This is a genomic window from Vibrio sp. 1CM23M, from assembly GCF_023161755.1.
Taxonomy (GTDB): Bacteria; Pseudomonadota; Gammaproteobacteria; order Enterobacterales; family Vibrionaceae; genus Vibrio; species Vibrio coralliirubri.
In genome coordinates, this window is sequence record NZ_JALNTR010000001.1 from 1,037,496 (window position 1) to 1,058,516 (window position 21,021).

General features: G+C 45.1%; 14 protein-coding genes. 11 read left to right on the forward strand and 3 right to left on the reverse strand.

Translation table 11 applies throughout. The annotated features are described in order from the left end of the window. The first annotated feature begins 306 nt into the window (after positions 1-306). From MSG35_RS04420 to MSG35_RS04460, 9 genes are all read left to right on the forward strand, one after another. Complete coding sequence (locus MSG35_RS04420) at positions 307-1,596, forward strand: carbohydrate porin (protein WP_248383016.1); 1,290 nt, start codon at positions 307-309, stop codon at positions 1,594-1,596. Between the two features lie 181 nt (positions 1,597-1,777). Continuing rightward, positions 1,778-3,796 (forward strand): methyl-accepting chemotaxis protein, encoded by a 2,019-nt coding sequence (locus MSG35_RS04425; RefSeq protein ID WP_248383017.1) that lies wholly within the window; start codon positions 1,778-1,780, stop codon positions 3,794-3,796. Positions 3,797-4,231: 435 nt separating this feature from the next. Beyond that, positions 4,232-5,239: a LacI family DNA-binding transcriptional regulator gene (locus MSG35_RS04430; RefSeq protein WP_105058726.1), complete on the forward strand. Its 1,008-nt coding sequence runs from the start codon at positions 4,232-4,234 to the stop codon at positions 5,237-5,239. An 18-nt stretch (positions 5,240-5,257) separates the two neighbouring features. Next, positions 5,258-6,505, forward strand: coding sequence for an extracellular solute-binding protein (locus MSG35_RS04435; protein ID WP_248383019.1), 1,248 nt, complete (start codon positions 5,258-5,260; stop codon positions 6,503-6,505). A 67-nt stretch (positions 6,506-6,572) separates the two neighbouring features. After that, the gene (locus MSG35_RS04440; RefSeq protein WP_048614012.1) at positions 6,573-7,559 is read left to right on the forward strand and encodes a sugar ABC transporter permease; all 987 of its coding nucleotides are present in this window, start codon (positions 6,573-6,575) and stop codon (positions 7,557-7,559) included. Between the two features lie 46 nt (positions 7,560-7,605). After that, on the forward strand, positions 7,606-8,454 hold the full coding sequence (locus MSG35_RS04445; RefSeq protein ID WP_017061568.1) for a carbohydrate ABC transporter permease: 849 nt from the start codon (positions 7,606-7,608) through the stop codon (positions 8,452-8,454). A 17-nt stretch (positions 8,455-8,471) separates the two neighbouring features. Further along, the gene (locus tag MSG35_RS04450) at positions 8,472-9,821 is read left to right on the forward strand and encodes a GH1 family beta-glucosidase (protein ID WP_048611929.1); all 1,350 of its coding nucleotides are present in this window, start codon (positions 8,472-8,474) and stop codon (positions 9,819-9,821) included. Next, positions 9,821-10,912, forward strand: coding sequence for a sn-glycerol-3-phosphate ABC transporter ATP-binding protein UgpC (gene ugpC / locus MSG35_RS04455; protein ID WP_048611927.1), 1,092 nt, complete (start codon positions 9,821-9,823; stop codon positions 10,910-10,912). The genes MSG35_RS04450 and ugpC overlap by 1 nt, the downstream gene beginning before the upstream one ends. 93 nt (positions 10,913-11,005) lie before the next feature. Then, positions 11,006-13,420, forward strand: a complete 2,415-nt coding sequence (locus tag MSG35_RS04460) for a glycosyl transferase (RefSeq protein ID WP_248336391.1) — start codon at positions 11,006-11,008, stop codon at positions 13,418-13,420. Between the two features lie 142 nt (positions 13,421-13,562). On the opposite strand, the gene MSG35_RS04465 is transcribed toward MSG35_RS04460, so the two are convergent. Then, complete coding sequence (locus tag MSG35_RS04465) at positions 13,563-14,510, reverse strand: aldose 1-epimerase (protein ID WP_248336392.1); 948 nt, start codon at positions 14,508-14,510, stop codon at positions 13,563-13,565. Positions 14,511-14,574: 64 nt separating this feature from the next. On the opposite strand from MSG35_RS04465, the gene MSG35_RS04470 reads away from it, so the two are divergent. Both MSG35_RS04470 and MSG35_RS04475 read left to right on the forward strand, forming a co-directional pair. Further along, on the forward strand, positions 14,575-17,649 hold the full coding sequence (locus MSG35_RS04470; protein WP_248383021.1) for a GH116 family glycosyl hydrolase: 3,075 nt from the start codon (positions 14,575-14,577) through the stop codon (positions 17,647-17,649). 96 nt (positions 17,650-17,745) lie between these two features. Beyond that, complete coding sequence (locus MSG35_RS04475; RefSeq protein WP_248383022.1) at positions 17,746-18,759, forward strand: substrate-binding domain-containing protein; 1,014 nt, start codon at positions 17,746-17,748, stop codon at positions 18,757-18,759. A 356-nt stretch (positions 18,760-19,115) separates the two neighbouring features. On the opposite strand, the gene MSG35_RS04480 is transcribed toward MSG35_RS04475, so the two are convergent. Next, positions 19,116-20,060 carry a LysR family transcriptional regulator gene (locus MSG35_RS04480; RefSeq protein ID WP_248383024.1) on the reverse strand — a complete coding sequence of 315 codons (945 nt, stop codon included), beginning with the start codon at positions 20,058-20,060 and terminating at the stop codon, positions 19,116-19,118. A gap of 80 nt (positions 20,061-20,140) precedes the next feature. Beyond that, positions 20,141-21,010 carry an enoyl-CoA hydratase-related protein gene (locus tag MSG35_RS04485; protein ID WP_248383025.1) on the reverse strand — a complete coding sequence of 290 codons (870 nt, stop codon included), beginning with the start codon at positions 21,008-21,010 and terminating at the stop codon, positions 20,141-20,143. Positions 21,011-21,021: the final 11 nt, after the last annotated feature.

Genomic DNA, 21,021 nt, shown 5'->3' on the forward strand with positions numbered 1-21,021 from the left:
TTTGAGGCTTTTCATATATATGAAAATCAATCAAAGCTGCACCATATTCCCCTCACTTTCACACACTGTTTTCCGTGATAGCCGCCACCATTACTGATGAAATGAAAGCGATTTCAAGCTGACATTTCACGGATGTTTGTTCATAACTTATTGATCTAAATGCAGTAGTTTTCTCCGTGAATTTTCTAAAGGTTTCATGACATTTAAGCTGATTTATCAGTGTGAACAGCGACCAACTTTTCAACGCTTTCATTGCTTAATATTTCCCTGTTCGATGAAAACTCAAAAAAATAATAGGGAATTACAATGCAAAAATTTAAGCTTTTGCCAATAACAGTCGCAGTGGCGGCGTCGCTTGCTTCATTCTCTTCTTTTGCTGCTGATACTGATATAGAAGCATTAGAAAAACGAATTCAAGAGTTAGAATCTAAGGTTGTGGATATTGATTATGTTAACGATCAACAGCCCGCTGTCCTAACTGCAGAAACTAAGGTGCCAGAAGGCATCGTCTTCTCTGGTTATGCTCGTTACGGCGCTCACTACAAGAGCGGTGATGAGCGTTACGTAGACATCGGTACAACAGGTCGTTCTGTCGGTCGTTTGGGTAACGAAGCCAATGGTGGTGAGGTTCAGTTAGCTAAGCTTTTCCAAGCTGACAACGGCGCTATCTGGGACGTCGTATTCATGGCTGACCATTGGGAAGCAGACGCTTGGGCTGACGACGGCGGCTTGAGTATGAAAAAAATGTACGCTGGTGTAACCAATGTATTTGAAAGCCAACCTGAGCTTTACATGTGGGCTGGTCGCGACTTCCATCAGCGTCCACAACAAGGTCTGAACGATTACTTCTGGATGACACATGATGGTCAAGGTGCAGGCTTTAACAATCTAGATTTCGGTGGCGCTAAGCTGGATATGGGTTTTGTGGGCCAAGTGAAAGGCGGCCTCGTTAACGACAACGGTCGATACGCAATCACTTCTAAACTTCACTCAATTAACGCGGGTATCGGTCAACTAGACCTATATGCGAACTATGGTTTTGCTTCAGATGAAGCAGACTCAGACGTAGCGGGTGATCCAAAAGTCAGTGATGAAACGGCATACCTAGTAGGTGCAACATTAGGCTTGGGTGAGTCTAACAAGTTAGTTGTTAAGTACGGTGACGGTGCAGATTCATCAGTATTCGACCTAAAAGGTGACTACCAAACTTTGTACGCAAGTGTGGAAGGTAGCTACGCAGCATCAGACAACTTCATCATCGATTACTTAGTGTCGTACAAAGACAACTCCGGCTCAGACTTAGATCGCGAGAACACGGAATACGCAGGTATCGTTCGTCCTCAATACCAATGGGATGATGTTCACTCTACATGGTTAGAAGCTGGCTATGGCATGGTTGATTACGATGATGACGGTGAAGAGAACGCGTGGAAAGTAACGCTGTCTCAAAACGTTTCTCTAGGTGGCTTACCTTGGAGTCGTCCAATGCTTCGCTTCTACACAACCGTGGGTGATGTAGAAACGAAAGGCAATACAGTGAAGACAACCAACGTTGATACATTGTCGTTCGGCGCAATGTTTGAAGCTTGGTGGTAATCATAAGCTAGCAACAGCGGCTCTTTGAATTAGGCATATTTTCAAAGAGCCTGTGTTTGAAAGTAGTAAAGACTGTCCATTTTAGCCCTAAAGGCAGATTAATTAGGGCACGTTTCAATTAACTCCATTCTTGGGCACATTCTTTGTGCCCTTTTTTTCGCCACTAGATCAAGGATTCACCATGAGACTTTCTTCCATCGTGTCTCGAGTATATTTAGGTTTCTTTGTACTGATTGTGATCATGCTGGGCTCTGCATGGTTAAGTATCAGTAGCAATAAAGACATAACGACTCGAATCGAAAACATCACCCAGCAAGCCACCCCATTAATGCTTCAATCATCTACGCTGACGATTCGATTCTTGGACATTAATCGCAGCACCACACCCTACTTGTCCGCTAATTATGTTGATGAACTGGAGCCACTGAAGCAAACTTTCTTAAACAACATCAAGCAATATCAGCAGCAATTGAGCTGGTTCGAAGGCAAGGGTGAGGCTGGTTCGCAAATGGAAGCCATGCTCAACAACATCACTCAAACTGGCGTGTCGACGATCGATAAGATAGAGCGGGTATTGGAGCTTTACGTTGAGTATTTGGATAGCAAAGATCTCGGTTCGATGGAGCAGGCGCAATTTCAATCTGTAGTGGGGCAGCTTAACAATACCTTGGTGAATCAACTCGCGAGTGCAGATTCGGAGCAGACACAAAAGGCAGTCGAAGCTCTGTTGGTGCAATTGAGTTTGATCGCATCGGAAGCTAACGAAGCGTTTTCACTGCAAACGTCATCGGAAGTACGCGGTGTTGAGCGCCGCCTGCAAAGTCGCAAAGAGCGATTCGAACAAGCGGTAGCAGATTTAGACAACCTAGATTCATCTTTGCTGCGCCGCAGTAAACAGTCTTTATCACTACTCGCTTCACATGCGTTTTCAGCCAATGGTTCAGTATCTACCCATAAAGAAACCGTTAAACTCGATGAGTCTATCTCCCTCCAAAAGCAGGAAATTGAACAGTTGATTGATGTTCAGCTAAGTCACTTTGATGAGCTGTCTACGTACGCTGAAGATACTGCGACGCGCTTGTATCATGAGTCGATGGACTCTTCACAGCAAGCCCTTGTGATGCAGAGCGTTATTGCACTTTCTTCCGTACTTATTGCACTGTTGATTGGGTTGAATATTGCCAAAGGGATCCGTAAACCAAGCAAGCTGCTGCAAAGTGCACTCGACCAAGTTGCCAATAAAGACTTGAGCACGATGGTGCAATATCAAGCCAATAATGAGTTCGGTTCAGTTAGCGACAAGGTCAACTTAGTGATCAGCCACCTGACTCAAATGATTGATAACATGCGTCAGTCGTCTACACGCTTAAAAGAGGCGTCTTTAGAGAACCAAAGCACTAGCCGCTCTTTGAGTGAGGCGATGCAAGACCAAACCAATCAAACGGTGATGGTGGCAACAGCTATGGAGCAGATCGAGTGCTCGGTGACAGAAATAACTCAAGCCGCGAATCAAACGCTAACGCTTGTGACCGAAGCTGTATCCAGTTCCAGTGATGGCCAGAAGACCATGGATAAAAGCGTCGAGTTGATGGGCAGTTTAGAACGTAAGTTGGCAGAATCAACAGCGACCATTGGCCAGCTCGAAAGCGAAAGTGCCAGCATTGGCTCCATTTTGGATGTGATATCTGGGATCTCCGAACAAACCAATTTGTTGGCATTGAATGCCGCCATTGAAGCCGCTCGAGCGGGAGAACAAGGGCGCGGTTTCTCTGTGGTGGCTGATGAAGTTCGCGTGTTAGCGGCCAAAACCAATGCCTCAACGCAAGAGATACACAATAAGATTGAACAGCTGCAAACCAGTTCTAAATTGGCGGTGGAACAAATCAATCAATGTGTGGTGGGTATGGTTCAATGTGTTGAGCAAACGGGCGAAGTGAATCATTCAATTTTAACGGTGTCTGATCTGCTTAATGAGGTTGAGCAAAGGAGTCATCAAATCGCGACTGCAACCACGGAACACCAAGTGGTTGCTTCTCAAGTCACAAAAAACATCAGTCAGATACACACCTTGGCAGAGGACAACTCTCAACGATCTCAGGTTTTGTTTTCTCATGGTCAACAGCTTGAAACCATGTCGCAGCAGCAATTCTCACTAACTCAAGAGTTTAAGCTCGCCGAGCAATCAGAAAATACGGTTTAGAGGAGACTCTACCCTCTTCCATGCCCAGCTTTTGCTGGGCATTTTTGTGTCGGGTCAACGGAGCATTAATGTGAGTGCCCATGAGAGGAAATGTTCTCATACAATTTCGAAAGGCCATTGAAATAACAAGGTCACTTTCCCCGTGTATATTGCCGTCAGCTGCGGATTTATCATCAAATGACGCTTTCAAAAAATGAATTTTGGCGTACTTGTTTGATCTGACGAGCAAGTAATCGAACGTCATCTTGATAATATAAACAATAATCTCATGAAACAGTTTCATAGCATGAAGCGAATCTGTAAGCGCTTTCATGATTTCCACAACTGGCCTTTTTACCTCCAACTTTAGTGTGATGACACTCACTTCAACTAAAACGTAATTTCTTAATAATCGTTTTGTAAGCGGTTACAAGCTAATGAAGTATCGAGGTTCGAGTGGCGACAATTAAACACGTATCAGAACATGCAGGTGTGTCTCAGGCGACAGTGTCTAGGGTTATTAATGGCACTAGCAGAGTGAGTCATGACAAGAAGTTAAAGGTTGAAAAAGCGATCAAAGAATTGGGTTATCGCCCGAACTCTATCGCTCAAGCTTTGGCGTCAAGTCGTACCGGTAGTGTTGGCGTTGTTGTTCCAGAACTTGGCGGTTCTTTCTATTCAGGCATCTTGCATTGCATAGAAGAAAACCTACGCCGCTTTGGTTATCACGCTGTGGTTACAGCGGGTTCGAACACCGAACAAGGGCAGCGCGAGTCTGTGGAGTTTCTGCTGGGGCGTCGTGTTGATGCTTTGATTCTTCATACTCAACTGCTCAGTGATGATTATTTAATTGAATTGGAAGAACAGGGGACCCCTGTGGTTTTGATTAACCGCTTCATCCCAGAAATGGCGATGAGTTGCATTGATATTGATAACGAAGTCGGGGGGCTACTCGCTACTCAATATCTTTTGCAAAAGGGACATACAGATATCGCGTGTATTACCGGGCCTTTAGATAAAGCAGACGCTAGGGGGCGTTTGCAAGGGTATCGAAAGGCCTTGGAAGAAGCGGGTGTGCCATACGATGAAGCCTTAGTCTCGGAAGCGGGTTTTACTGAAGAGACGGGCATCAGCGCTATGAAAAAGCTGATGAATCGTAAGTGTCATTTCACAGCAGTATTTGCTTCGAATGATCACATGGCATTCGGCGCCTTTGAGGTGCTGCATCAAGAGGGACTGTCAGTTCCGAAAGATGTATCACTGGTGGGCTTCGATAACACCATCTTCGCGCGTTATCTGACCCCTAGTTTGACCACCATTAATTTCCCTATTGAAGAGATGAGCGTTGAAGCAGTACAGCTCACTCTGCAAAAGCTAAAGAAAATAAAACATGACGTGAACTTTAAATTGCTGCCGACGTTGGTCACTAGAAACTCGGTATCGGATTTACTAGTTACCCTATAAAAATATTAAGGATAGAACATGAAATTTAAGACCTTAGCGCTTTCATGCGCGGTTGCTTTAGGATTAGGTACAACAGCTGCAAATGCAGCAGACAAAGAAATTCGTTTCGACGGTTTCCCTGATTTCGATAGCAGCCTGAAGGTATTACTGCCTGATTTCGAAAAGAAAACGGGTATCAAAGTTGATTACCTTATGAACAACCATGGTGACCACCACACGAAACTGACAACGAACCTTGCAACGGGTTCTGGTGCAGGTGATGTGATTGTTGTCGACGTTGAGAAAATTGGTCCATTCGTTGGCTCTGGTGGTCTAGTTAACCTGTCTGAAAACTACGGTGCAGATAAATACGAAGAACGATTCGCACCTTACGCATGGGCACAAGGCAAAGGCGCTGATGGCGATATGTACGGCATTCCTGTCGACCTAGGTCCAGGTGTTATGTACTACCGTACCGACGTATTCGAAAAAGCGGGCATTGATGTAGAAGAAGCAATCAAAGATTGGGATTCATACATTGCTGCTGGTGAAAAACTGAAAGAGCAAAACGTACAACTTATTGCTTCAGCAGCCGACGTAGCACAAGCAATTATCTTCACGACGGTTCCTGAAGGTGAAGGTCTGTACTTCGATAAAGATGGCAACCCTGTTGTGACATCAGAGCGTTTTGTTCACGCTTTTGAAGTAGCAAAAGAGATTCGCGACAAAGGTTTAGACGGCCGTATCCTAGCTTGGTCTAACGAATGGTACGAAGGCTTTCGCAACGGCACATTTGCAACTCAACTTTCTGGCGCTTGGCTTCTTGGTCACCTAAACAACTGGATTGCACCGGAAACTAAAGGTAAGTGGGCAGTAGAAAACCTACCTGATGGTATCTACGGCAGCTGGGGTGGTTCATTCCTTTCAATTCCAACTCAATCAGACAACCCAGATGAAGCTTGGGCGCTTATTGAATACATGACGACTGACCGTGAAGTACAGCTTAAGCACTTCGAAACGATTGCTGCTTTCCCAGCGAATACAACAACGTATGACGATGAGCTTTTCCAAGAAGAGATGGAGTTCCTAGGCGGACAAAAAGCCCGTCTTATTTTTGCTGAAGTTGCGCAAAACATCAAGCCAGTATCTCCAGCACAAGGCGACCATGTTGCACGTTCTATCATCTTAGAGAACGCATTGATGGAAGTACTTGATGAAGGTAAAGACATCGAGACAGCGCTTAAAGAGGCTGAGCGTCTAATCAAGCGTCGCACGCGTAATCTTTAATTTGTTATTACTTTGAGTAAGTGAGGAGGCGCGGATAGCGCGCTTCCTTTTTTAAGAGGTCGTTACTATGAATCATACAGCGAGCACAACGATAGAACCTTCGGAGCAAAGCTTTTTTTCTCGTCTGAATTTGAAAGCGCTTACACCGTATGGATTTCTTCTACCGTTTCTGATCATTTTTTCTGTATTTGGGATCTTCCCGCTGTTGTTCTCTGTTTATCTTTCGTTCCATGAATGGAACCCTGTGAAGGGCATGGATGCGATGGAGTTTGTGGGTTTTGAGAACTATCACATTGCTTTAACTGACCCATGGTTATGGCGCTCATTAAAGAACACATTGTGGCTAGCAATCACGTCAGGTGTGGCTCAGCATTTAGTTGCTATTCCAGTGGCTTACATGTTGGTTTCGATGGGTGACCGTATGCGTCACTGGCTAACATCGGCGTACTTTCTACCGTTCATCACATCAACGGTCGCAGCGTCACTGATTTTCTTCAACATGTACTCTCCTAACTCAGGAATTATTAACCAAACGCTGATGGCTCTGGCTGATAGCACGCTGTTTGGTTGGGCATTTGCTTGGGTTAATGATTTTCAACCCATCCGCTGGTTAGACGATGCCACTATGGTGAAGCCGTCTATCGCGATCATGGTTTTCTGGAAATACACCGGTTTTAACATCGTCCTTTACACCACGGGTTTAATGACGATTCCTAAAGACATTTTAGAAGCTGCTCGTATGGATGGTGCCAATGCCTTCCGCCGCTTCTGGAACATCTCACTACCAATGATTCGTCCATTTATCTTCTTTGCAATTACGATGACCATCATCGGTAACCTGCAAATGTTTGAAGAACCGTTCGTACTAACGCGTGGCACAGGTGGTACAGGCCAATCTGGTTTAACTATCTCTATGTACCTCTACAAAGTGGGTTGGGAATGGCTAGAAATGGGCACGGCCTCAGCGATTTCATGGCTTCTGTTTGCACTCATCGCAACGTGTACCTTGGTTCAATTTTTATTCTTCGGTAAGAAAGGCTTAGGGGAACATTAAGATGTCGACATCAATTAAGACAAATACTTCACCACTAAGTGGCCTAATGCCAAGCGAACGCACCATGTACATCATGACTAAGATCTTGATGGTGATGCTCGGCATATTACTGATTGTTTCCGCAATCATTACGGTGTTCCCGTTTGTGTGGTCAGCACTGCTTTCAACACGTGACCGTTCGGAGATCTTCGGTTCAGGCATCAGCTTTGCGATTGGCGATAGCCTAATGGTGAACTATGCAAAACTGCTTGAAATCATGCCGTTTTGGAAAGCGATGTTTAACTCGATTTACGTGGCTTTCCTAGGCACCACCATCTCGCTGCTGTTCTGTAGCATGGGTGGTTACGCATTTGCTGTGTTTAAGTTTCGCGGCAAGAACGTGTTGTTCGGCATGCTGGTTGGCTCGATGGCGATTCCGCCTGTGCTTAGCTTGATCCCTTACTTCATGATCGTGAAATTCTTAGGCTTGCTGGATAACCATATGGCGGTATGGCTACCGTTCACCACCACACCATTTGGTATCTTTTTGATGCGTCAGCACGTGATTGCATCGATTCCTAAAGAGCTATTAGAAGCGGCGAAACTGGATGGTGCAGGCGAGTTCAGAACGTACTGGAGCGTGGTACTGCCACTGATGAAACCAGCATTAGCAACGCTTGCGATTGTTCAGTTCGTCTTCTTCTGGAACATGTTTATGCAGCCTCTCGTGGTGCTAAACAACCCTGACAATTACGTCATCACACAAGCACTACGAAGTGTTCAAGGCATTCCGAATACGCCATGGGGCGCGGTAATGCTAGGTACCACAATTTCTATTTTACCACTCGTGATTACATACCTGTTCGCATCGAAACAGATGATCAGTGGTTTAACGTCCGGCGCAGTTAAAGGTTAGGTTTAAGGGTTATAACAATGAATAAATTTCAACTTCCAAGTGATTCAAAGTTACGCAGTAAGGAATTTGTATTCGGTGTCGCGACATCTTCATACCAAATTGAAGGCGGCGTTGAAGAGGGCGGTCGTACACCGTCTATCTGGGACACTTTCTGTAAGAAGCCGGGCAAGGTCGATAACGGTGATAATGGTGATGTGGCGTGTGATCACTACCACCTATGGAAACAAGATATCGAAATGATTCAAGGCTTAGGCGTTGATGCTTACCGCCTGTCCATTGCTTGGCCACGCATCCTGCCGCAAGACGGTGTGGTGAATCAGCAAGGCCTTGAGTTTTACGGTCAGATCATCGATGAGTGTCATGCTCGAGGTATGAAGGTGTATGTGACTTTGTATCACTGGGATCTTCCACAATACCTTGAAGACAAGGGCGGTTGGTTAAACCGAGAAACATCTTACAAATTCGCTGAATATGCAGAAGTGGTGAGCAAGTACTTTGGCGATACCATCGACGTTTACACCACGCTCAATGAACCGTTTGTTTCTGCATTCCTAGGCTACCGTTGGGGCGAACATGCGCCAGGTATCAAGGGTGAGAAAGAGGGCTACTTAGCATCTCACCACCTAATGTTGGCTCACGGTTTGGCAATGCCGATCCTTCGTAACAATGCACCTCACGCTAAGCATGGTGTGGTATTCAACGCGACGCCGGCTTACCCGCTCACGCCACAAGATCAAGGTGCGGCAGATTACTGCGAAGCCGAGAACTACCACTGGTTCATCGACCCAGTATTGAAAGGCGAGTACCCGCAGTTAGTTGTTGAGCGCCAAGCGATGAACATGCCGATGATCCTTGAAGGTGATTTAGACATCATCAGCGCACCGGTTGATTACATCGGTATCAACTATTACACACGTAATGTCGCTCGCTTCAATGAGAATGGCGACATTGAATCAGTAAAACAGACTGACGCAGAACACACTTACATCGGCTGGGAAATTAACCCACAAGGTCTAACCGATTTATTGGTCAGACTGGATGCTCGCTACGAAAACATGCCACCTATCTACATCACAGAGAACGGTGCTGCAGGTAACGACGAGCGTATTAACGGACAAGTGATGGACGACCAACGAGTTCGTTATTTCCAAGGCCACATCGAAGCGGTTCACAACGCAGTTGAAGCTGGCGTGAAAGTCGATGGTTACTTCGCTTGGAGCCTGATGGATAACTTTGAGTGGGCATTCGGCTACTGCCAGCGTTTTGGCATCGTCCACGTTGATTACACCACCCAAGAAAGAACATTGAAACAGAGCGCAATTGCGTACCGAAATATGCTTCTAGAGCGCGCTGAGGAGAACAGATAATGGCTAAAGTAGAATTTAAGAACATCAAAAAATCATTCGGTGATGTTGAAGTTGTAAAAGAGTTTGATTTTACGGTTGAAGACGGTGAGTTCGTGGTTTTTCTTGGCCCATCTGGCTGTGGTAAATCGACTACGCTACGTATGCTTGCTGGCCTTGAAAGCATAAGCTCTGGCGACATTGTGGTTGGCGGTAAGTTGATGAATAAAGTCGATGCGAAAGACCGTGACTTGGCGATGGTATTCCAAAGCTACGCTCTGTACCCACACATGACCGTTTACGAGAACATCGCGTTTGCCCTGAAACTGAAAGGCATGCCGAAAGCAGAAATCGACGTAGAAGTTTTAAAAGCGGCGAAAATGCTAGAGCTTGACCCGCTACTGAGCCGTAAGCCAAAAGAGCTTTCTGGTGGTCAGCGTCAGCGTGTAGCAATGGGCCGTGCGATGGTTCGTACACCTAAAGTGTTCTTGTTTGATGAGCCGTTATCTAACCTAGACGCAAAACTGCGTGGTGTGATGCGTGAAGAGATCAAACACCTACATCGTGAGCTTAAAACCACCACGATCTACGTAACTCACGATCAGATCGAAGCGATGACATTGGCGGATCGCATCGTGATCCTGAAAGACGGTTATGTGGCTCAAGTGGGTACACCAACCGAGGTTTTCCAACGCCCTGCTAACAAATTTGTCGCGCAATTCATTGGTAATCCATCAATGAACATGTTGGAAGCGAAGCTGATTGAAAAAGAAGGCGAGTACTTCGTTGAACTTGGCGATGTTCATATCCCACTGCCAGATCGCTTTAAGTCTTTGGCCTCTAAAAACCTAGCGCTTCACTTTGGTGTTCGTCCAACAGATATCCACCTACGTGCTGAGCAAGTCGACCACGATCGCGTACTGCCATTCCCTGTGAAAATCAAAGACAAGGAACTACTCGGCGCGAGCATTCTTCTGAAAACAGAAATTGGCGGTCAGCCGTTGATGGTTGAAACCCAAGCTGCTGAGGTAGATGTGAAAGAGCTGACTCTTTACTTGGATTTGGATGCTTTCCACCTGTTTGACGCACTGAGTGAGAACTCGCTAGCGAGCTAGCCAGTCAATTTAAATCAGCCATTGAGCTGACTCCAACCAACTTACGACAAATTGTTTTGGCTCCTCCTGATTTGGGAGGGGCTAGGGATAGTGATGATGAAATTCGGATATTTTGACGATAAAAACAAAGAATACGTAGCAACCACACCGTGTACACCGATCAAATGGTGTAACTATGTGGGCACATTAGATTTCGGTGGCATTGTAGATAGCAACGGGGGCGTATTGTTGTGTAAGGGCGATCCTGCACTCAACCGTATCACTAAGTACATTGCACAACTGCCAAACTCAGACTTTAAAGGTTCGACCCTTTATCTAAAAGTACGTGATGAAGCGGGCAATGTAGAAACTTTCTCGCCTTTCTACACCCCAACCTTGAAGCCGTTGGATAAGTTTGAAAACCACACCGGTTTATCATACACAACTATTATTGCAGAAGCCTTTGGTGTGCGTTGTGAAGCGACGTTCTTTGTACCAAAAGCTGACCAAGTACTGCTACAAGACATCAAAGTCACCAACATTTCAGACAAAGCACTGCACGTTGATGTGGTGCCTGTGTACGAATTTACACACTTCGATGCGCTTAAACAGCTACTCAATGCGGACTGGGTTCCACAAACCATGACGCTAAAAGCACACCAGCAAGAGTCGGGTCATACCGTGCTTGAGCAGTATGCCTTCATGAAGCGTGACTACGCGGTGAACCTGATGACAGCGGATCGCCCTGCGACGTCTTTTGATGGTGATCGCCAATCGTTCCTAGGTAATTTGGGCTACGGTACATGGGCAGCGCCAGAAGCACTAAACAATGATGAATTAGGCAACACCGAGTGTTTACGTGGCGACAACATTGGTGCACTTAACCTGCGCCTAGGTTGGTTATCTCCAGAGCATACAGAACGTACGATTGTACAAATCGCGCAAGAACAGAGCCTAGAAGCAGCATTGCCTCTGCTGGCTAAATATCGTGACCATCAAGTGGTTGATTCAGCTTTCGCTGAACTGGCTGAACATTGGGATGGTTACCTACAAGCAGTTCAGGTTGAAACGCCAGATCCTGCAATGAACTCAATGCTTAATGTACATAACCCACGTCAGTGTCACACCACCAAAAACTGGTCTCGTTACCTGTCTCTGTACCAGCTTGGCTATGGCGCACGTGGCATTGGTTTCCGTGATTCTTCGCAAGATACGTTAGGCGTAATTACTCACATGCCAGAAGAAGCGCGTGAGTTCATTGAGCGTCTGTTATCTGTGCAAAACACCAACGGTTCTGCGATGCACCAGTTCTTCCCATCAACCATGGAAGCGAACGCGGGTGACTCTCGTGAAGAGGAAGATCGCCCTGATTACTACGGTGATGATCACCTGTGGATCATCTACGCGGTGACGCAATATGTAAAAGAAACGGGCAATGCAGACTTCTTGAATAAAGAGATCCCGTTCTATCAAAAAGACAAAGCGGGCAATCCAGTTGAAACGGGAACGGTTTGGAACCACCTGTGCCGCGCGATTGAATTTACTTATACCAATACTGGTGAGCACGGCCTACCGCTGTTAGGTTTCGCTGACTGGAATGACACGGTGAACCTGCCAACGGGTGCAGAATCGATGATGGTGGCGAACATGTACGGCAAAGCACTGCTCGACATGTTGGACTTGTGTGAGCTGCGTGGTGAAGCGCAACTGACGGCTAAGTTTAAAGACCAGTACCAACAGATGCAGAGCACAGTCAATGAATGCGGCTGGGATGGCGAATGGTTTGTTCGTTACTTTGATGAGCAGGGCTTGCCGATCGGTTCTCATAAAAATGAGCAAGGGCAGATCTACACCAACGGTCAAAGCTGGCCTGTGATCTCTGGTTTCGCGACTCAAGAACGTGCGACTCAGGCGCTAGACTCGGTTTACAACAAACTAAACACTACCAATGGCATCAAGCTTTCAACACCGGGTTACAACGGCTTTGATCCTCAGCTAGGCGGTGTTTCAACTTACCCACCAGGTGCGAAAGAGAACGGCGGTATCTTCTTGCATTCAAACCCATGGGTGATGATCGCAGAAGCGAAAATGGGTAACGGCGAACGTGCTTACGAGTACTACCGTCAGATTAATCCTGCTTCTAAGAACGACGACATTGATACCTTTGAATCTGAACCATACTGCTACCCACAAAACATTTTGGGTGATGAACATAAGCAGTTTGGTTTAGGCCGAAATGCATGGCTTTCAGGTACTTCATCTTGGACATACGTTGCGGGTACGCAATGGATTCTGGGTGTTCGCCCTGAAGTGGATGGCTTGCTGGTGGACCCATGTATTCCGGCTGAGTGGCCTGAGTTCAAAGTACGTCGTCAGTTCCGTGGTGCGACTTATCATATTCATGTCACTAACCCGAATAACGTGTGTAAGGGTGTGGTTGAAATGAAGATAAATGGTGACCTGATTTCAGGTAATAAAGCACCGGTATTTACATCGGGTGAGCACTCGATAGAAGTGGTTTTAGGTTAACAAAGAGAAGGGCGCTTTATGCGCCCTTTATTGCTTCTTTCGTTTGGTTTTCTAGTTTGGTTCTTTCGTTGCAGTTGTTTCGTTAGCAATGCGTTCTCTGGGGGCTGATTTCGCATACAGCAGTTGCTTTACTTTGCTTTCTTTATGTTGGCTGATAGGTGGCTTGGCATTGCCAAGTAAAGGTCTGAGATTGGTTCGGGCTAAGTGTCAATAAGCCGATCTGGTTATTGAACGCATCAGCTGGGCAAGTCATTGGTTCTATTGCAATACTTTGCTCGCTAGTTGGCGTGTAAAGCTGAACGAATGGGTAGCTTTCATCTTGTTGGTAGCGAATTGCGGCAGACGAATCTGAGCGCGTAAACGCAAGTTGGTTGGTTGTCTTGGAATCAAATTCAAAGCAGTGATTTAAGCTTTGATTGGTCAGTGAATCGTCCAAAGACAAGCGGTCAAAAGCGTGTTTTTCACCATTGGGTAAGTCGTTTTCGTGTATGACCTCAGAGCAAGGCGACATAGCGAGTTCACATTGTGCTAGCTCAGTGCCGAGTGAAAAGTAAGGGTGCCAAGCATCACCGAATGGGAAGGCTGAATCACCCAGATTAGAGACGGTCGTTGAGGAAGAGAGTCTACCCGTGATGTCGATAGTGAAGGTCACTTCAAGGTTGAACGCAAACGGGAAAGCAGGGTGCAATGACGACGTTTGATACTGCAACGTCACACTGGCGGATTCTTCAGTGGCTACGTTGTTTGTGATTGAAAAAGGTTGGTTGTAGAGCAGGCCGTGTACGGCGTGATCAGACCAAGGAAAGTTAGCTGGGAGTTGATGGTTTTGGTTATCGAAACTGTAACGACCTAAGTTTAAACGGTTTGGAAAAGGGAATAATTTAGCACTGCGGGAAAAGAACGGATGTTGGTTGATCAGTTCATCATAATTCTGATAACCACAAATAAAAGAGAATGGACTGTTATTTACGATATATTTATTAATAACAGCACCAAATCCATTGATTATTTGAAGTTCTATACCATGTTGGTGGTTTATTAATGTGACAGAGTCAATATTTCCAAATTTTTCATTTATAATTTTAAACATGTTGATGTCTCCATTTTTAAAAGATATTAACAAGAAGAAAAAAATATTCAATGGCGGTTTTAAAATGAATAATAAAATTCCATATACGAGCTACTCAGGAAATTCAGAACACTTGTGTAAAAAAGGTGATGCAGTTGAATTTATTCAACCTTGGTACACGCCAATTTCGACTACACCAGAAAATACCGGTATGGCAGTCGGCGGAATTGGTAACACATTTACACTCACACCAAACGGTAACACGCCTAACTTCAGCTTTATTCCGGGAATATTTGTCGATTGTTCAGAGCAAGTTGTTAATTTTAATGATTTTTATGCGTCAGTGATGAATGTGCCAACTATCGACACGCTGCAAGTTCTTAATGAACAAGAGCTAAGCGTTCACCTGAACTTTTATCCGGCTTTGTTCGATGGAAAAAAGATTGAAAGTAGAGAAATGTCGAATGCGATTAGTCTCATCCAATCAGCATTAAAAAATGGTCGTTTCTACCAAGAAAATAAAGCTAACTTTACAAAATGGAACGTTGAATTTTCAAATAAGACTCAATTATTGATTGAAGAAGATTCATCGTCGATTATTTGTCAATTATATGTCGCCTTGGATTTCTTTAATGGTTTATTAATTAATGATACAACGAGATTATTATCACTTACTGCGGGTGAAAATAATGATACAGGTAGTGTTAATGGTGAAGATATAGAATATCAAGCTTTGTATCCACTGGCTGAATATAAATATAGTAGTTTCGATGATATTAAAATAAAGCGTAAGGTAGTCTCTCCGATCGTTAAAGAGGACAAACGACTGTGTTCTTTGCCGATGCACTGGAATCACTTTGAATTAACCAATGATTCATCGCAAACACGTGTGATTACGCTTGCTCAGCCGCTACAAAACTTGATTGGCTCAACCTATCAAAAAGGTCGTGATGGCATTCAAGATTCGGCGTGTACCTTGTCTCAAAACCCAATTGCTCAGCAGCATCAAACGGTTAACTTAAAGGGTGAAAGTCGCAGCTTTACTGGCGTTCAACTGACCAGCCAATCGCCTTATCAAAGCGATATTGAAGGTGAAGTGGTGTTTGGTGTTCAAGCGGATAATCAACTGACAGAATCTGGCAAGGTTTCGATTTCTGTCAAGCCAACGCTTTATAGCTCTAAGACAGCGGAACAAACAGAGTTCGCACTGAAAACAGGCCGTACCAACGCTGAATTCCAAACAGGAATTTACACAGGGCGTGAAGCGTTGAGCGCATTGGTTGTGGTTCAGGTTGAATTGGAAGCGGGTGAGTCTGTTGATCTGCGTTTTGCTCAAGTGATGGCTCACAGCAAAGTCATGCTTAATGGCTGGCATTCAGACAAGGCTTACACGCAATTCTACCCGCAAACGCAACCGGCTCTGCCGATGTTAGAAGACATGTTGCCAAAACTCGAAACCATTGAGCAACAGATCGTCGCGCAACAAACGGCCTTCTTAGAGCAAGCTCAACGCAAAATATTACAGCCTGAATCGGCACTGCGCTATGCGACGATGGCGATGAATTCATTGTCTTTCCTAGCCGAATCAACGGTATGGGATAAAGAAGATAAGTTCTTGGTGAAAGAGTGTGTCGATTACCCATTCTTTAATTCTTTGGATGTGTACTTCTACGGTTCGTTCTCGCTGCTTTATCTGCTGCCTGAGCTTGATGGATGCGTGATGAAAGAGTTCTCGAAAGCCATTTTGGCCGAAGATTTCACTCAGCGCCGCTACTGGGAATACGAAGCGACGCCTAATGCCGAATTGATTGATGACAAATACCAAGGCGTACGTGCCATTCGAGGCGCGGTAATCCATGATTTGGGCAGCCCGTTCGACATTCAGCCTGATGCGTATAGCTGGCACAATGTTAAGGAATGGAAGGACTTGGCGCCGAAATACATTCTTATGGTGTACCGCCACTATCAAAAGACACAAGATATCTCTGTGGTTGAAGAGTGCTGGCAGGCTGTCACTGAGAGCATCGACTTCTTATCGAACTTGATTGCTGAAGGAGATGATTTACCGCTCACCCGAGGCACAGACGATACCTTTGATAACCTGGCTTCTCATGGTATTTCAATTTACTGCGCGAGCCTTTGGGTTGCTGGCCTTCAAGCCGCGAGTGAACTTGCACAATTGATGGGCGAAAACGATCTGGGTTCGGATTACCTAACACGTTCGAAAAAGGCATTAGCAACAGTTGAGCAAAGCTTGTGGGATGACAAAGAGGGCTACTACCATTTCTTCGTGACGCCAGTTCAAGCCAAGCATCTAACGGGCGAAGGCTACCAAAACCTGGAAACCTTAGGCCTGACTTTGACGGGTGATACGATTGCTGACAAGAATACGCTCAATGCCTATCTCAATGAGACGGATACCTCCATTAACATCAATAAGGTATCTCAAAGAGTCTCTAAGAAACGCTTGCTGAGTGAGACCGCGCCTCAAGCCTTTACTCAAGAATATCTAGAACTAGTACCAGATTCAGACAACAGCTTTGGTGATGCACTGCTTGCAGACAGCTATCTCAAGCTGATTGGCTTAGAGGGCATTTTCCCGCAAGAGCGTATTCAACGCGCATTGGACTATGTTTATAAACATAACTTTGAGATCAACAGCCCTAAGCTGGGTGTTGCGAATATGACATTGGCAGACGGTTCACCACATGAGGCTTTTCAGGCACAAGATGTGTGGATTGGTGTGCAATTTAGTGTCGCAACAGCGTTGAGTTTAGCGGGCAAATCACAGCAAGCAGAAACATTGATGGATACCGTGTATACCGCGCTGTATGACTATTCGAAAATTCCATTTGCAGCGCCAGAGGGCTTCAATTGCTCTGTGTCTGTCAATGAGAACGATCTTATAGAAGCATTTAAATTGTCGCAAAATGATGCGAAAAACTGGCTAAGTGTACTTAAATATCAAAACTGTGTGCTGTCTGACGGTCGTGTCAACCCAACATTGACGAAAGATACTGATAATTTTGTTAAAATGTTGAGCGGTGAAATCCCGCTAGAAAAGCTGGCTGGCTTGCACAAATGGTTACTGAGTACTGGCTTGAAATACACGGCTGGTCGCTACTTTAGACCGGGGATGATCTTCGCCTACTTGTATTAACTTAATGACACGATTTTCAGCTAAAGCAGTGGTATGCAGGTTGAAACTGATGGGGAGCTTAAAGCTCCCCGAATGTCACTTGATTAGGGTATCGAGATGCGCACTAAAACAAAAAAAACAACAGTATACGATGTGGCAAGACTGGCTGGTGTTTCTCCCAGTACCGTGTCTCGCTTCCTTAATCGAACCACTTATGTGTCGGATGATAAAAGCCAAAACATTGAGCAAGCCATTAAAGACACGGGCTACAAACCTAACTTCCAAATGCAAGAAAACACCAACCGACGCTCGCTCACTATTGGTGTCTTGGTGCAACACCCTGATAGCCCCTACACCAGTCGTATCCTCAACGACATGGAAAAAACGCTGATCGCTCAAGGCTATTCATTAGTGATCGCAACAGGGCATTGGCAGAAAAAGCTAGAAATGCACGCGTTGGAGTATCTGGCGAAAAGTAACGTGGATGGAATGATCATCGTGACAGGAAGCATTACTCAGGAAGAGATTGCTAAGTATGCACAAGACATCCCTATCGTGATGGTTGGTTACGATTTTGTTGAGAATAATGTTCGCTCCATCAATATCGACAACGTGTTGGGTGGCTATATGGCAACCCTACATTTACTGCAACAAGGACATGTGAATATTGCTCACATCAAGGGGTTATCAAGCCAGCCTGATGCAGGAAATCGCTTTGAAGGCTATAAGAAAGCCCTTCAAGAGGCGGGGATTAAAGTGATGCCAAAACTCGTCAAACAAGGTGACTTCAGTAGTGAAATTGGCTATGAGAAGACCGTTGAATTAATCGAGTCGAAAGTTCATTTTTCCGCTCTATTTGCAGCCAATGACCAAACCGCTTACGGGGCGATTAAGGCGCTACACGATCACGGTTATAAAGTGCCAGAAGATGTGTCAGTTATTGGGTTTGATGACTTGCCAACGTCGAAGTATTTCACACCCGCGTTAACAACATTAAGGCAGCCAATTGAAGAGATTGGCGAGGTGTGTGCTCAGTCGATCTTGAACTTGTTATCTGGCGAGCGACATGAAGCTCGACTGCCACCGATTGACTTAATCGTCAGAGAGTCAACCAAGTCTTTGTATCGTTAATTTCAAGAAAAGCCTCAAGGTGGTTCGCCCGTGATGGTTCGTATTGATGTCAATGCGAACCATGGCCGGAATGCCGCTGAGTAAAGCAATCCTCATAGCTGATATTTGTGCCTTCACACTGTTCAATCTGGGGCAGGTAAGCTAAAACACTTCTGCCCCTTTCTGCTTTAGCACGATTACTTAGTGGCAGATGGTGCCACTGAAATTACCGTACTTTTGCTTATGGTTACACGCAGAAAGAGCGTGACAGAAAAACTCTCACTTTTGAGCAAAATAGGTGTCTACACCATTACTTTGGGAGTGAATAGGTATGCATTTCTGCGAACCTTCAAATGAAATGGCCAATGTAAGCGTCATTAGATGTACATAGAAGAATAGTTCTCTAGATAGTTTTCCCAAACTGGCGGTGTGCCAATGACTTCTTGCACGGTTTCGATAAATTTTTTAACTAACGGTGTCTGATTTCTGTGTGGATAAACGGCATATAGAGCCCCAAAATCGCTGGGAAATCGGTAGTTTTGTAGTATAGGAATAAGCCCTAGATCTTTGATATTGGACTTAAGTACAGATAAATCTGCGACAGAGTAGCCAAGTCCAGCCTGAGTGGCGCTGATGAGAGAATCAACGCTGTTCGCTTTGAAACGTCCATTGATACTGTACTTTTCTGCTTTGCTTTGGCCGGAAGCCGCCATTTCCAACTTATCAAATGTAAAAGGTCCATTTGAGTAGGTAATCGCAGGTAAAGCAACAAGCTCTTTAAGCGTTTTCGGGTTACCGTGCTCCTCAATAAAATCCGGTGAGGCAAGAATAACCAGTTTCGTTGAAGCAAGTTTTTTAGCGATGTTTGTTGAATCTTTAGGAGACTCCAGCCTAAAGGCAATATCGAATTTTTCTCCAACTATATCTGCCAGTCTATCGTCTAGTGATAGCTGGATATAGGTATCCGGATACTTTTTCATAAAGAGGTTAATGGCTTTCTGGAGATACAGATTTCCAAACGAGACGTAACTGGTTATCCGCAATAGCCCCCGTGGTTCGGTGTGGAAGGATTCCGCCAAACGCTGAGTTTTATTTATCTCATTTCGGATAACGTTGGCTTGCTTTAAGATTTCTCGTCCCGCATCTGTCAAAGATAGTGAGCGTGTGGTTCGATTGAGCAACCTAACGCCCAGCGTATCTTCCAGTATCTTAAACTGTTTAGTCACCACTGCTCTGTCCATATGCCTTAGTTCAGCAGCTTTAGCAAAGGATCCCTGATAGACAATGTCAAGAAATAGGTCAAGGCGAGTAGCAATATCCATATGATTTCCGTCAACTTTCAAAAAGCAAAATGCATCAGTGTCTTGATTCTAATGCATTAATCATTAGGTTAAAAAGCCATTTAACCTTTTTGTTTAGCAATAAAACGTTGCAGTGCCTCGTGTGCTTCTTCTGTCACCACTACACGATCAAATGCAAGCTGATCATTTTTCAATGCCGTGGCGAAAGGCTCACTATAAGATGCCGCCATACGCTCTTTAAAGATTGCTAAAGCAGGTGCATTTACATCTTCAATTAGCTTTTTACCCATCAATACAGCGGTTTCCAATACCTGCGTATCAGCAACAACCGATGTTACTAACCCCAATGAGAGTGCTTCATCTGCCTCTATCACACGACCGGTGATCATCATATCCATGGCCTTTCCGAGCCCGATATAACGACGTAGTCTTTGCATACCACCAAAGCCTGGGATAAGCCCTACCTGAAGCTCTGGTTGGCTGAACTTGGCGCTTTTTCCTGCAATACGTATATCACAAGCTAATGCCAACTCATTACCTCCACCTCCGCTATACCCATTAATCGCAGCTATGATAGGCTTTGGAAAACTTTCTATTCTGTTGAAGACCTGATGAGCAAGTGATGCATGGGTTGGCATTCCTGCTGTCTGTTCCTGCAAGGCATCAGATCCGGCACCTGCTGAAAAAACATTCTCTGTTCCTGTTACGACAATGGCACCAATTGACTTGTCCTTTGCAGCAATATCAATACCGATATTAAGTTCATTCAAGGTTGCTTGTGACACTTCATTTCGAGGAAGCTTATTGATGCGTAATATAAGGATGCCCTTATCTCTGGTAACAATAATATTCTTAAATTTTGTGCTTGTATCTTCTGCGCCAGACTGAGCCAATACCGAATTGCTGCTTAATGTCGCTGCCGCACCCAGAGCCGTAGCAGCCGTGACTTTTAATACATCCCTTCTGTTCATGTCTTTTATCC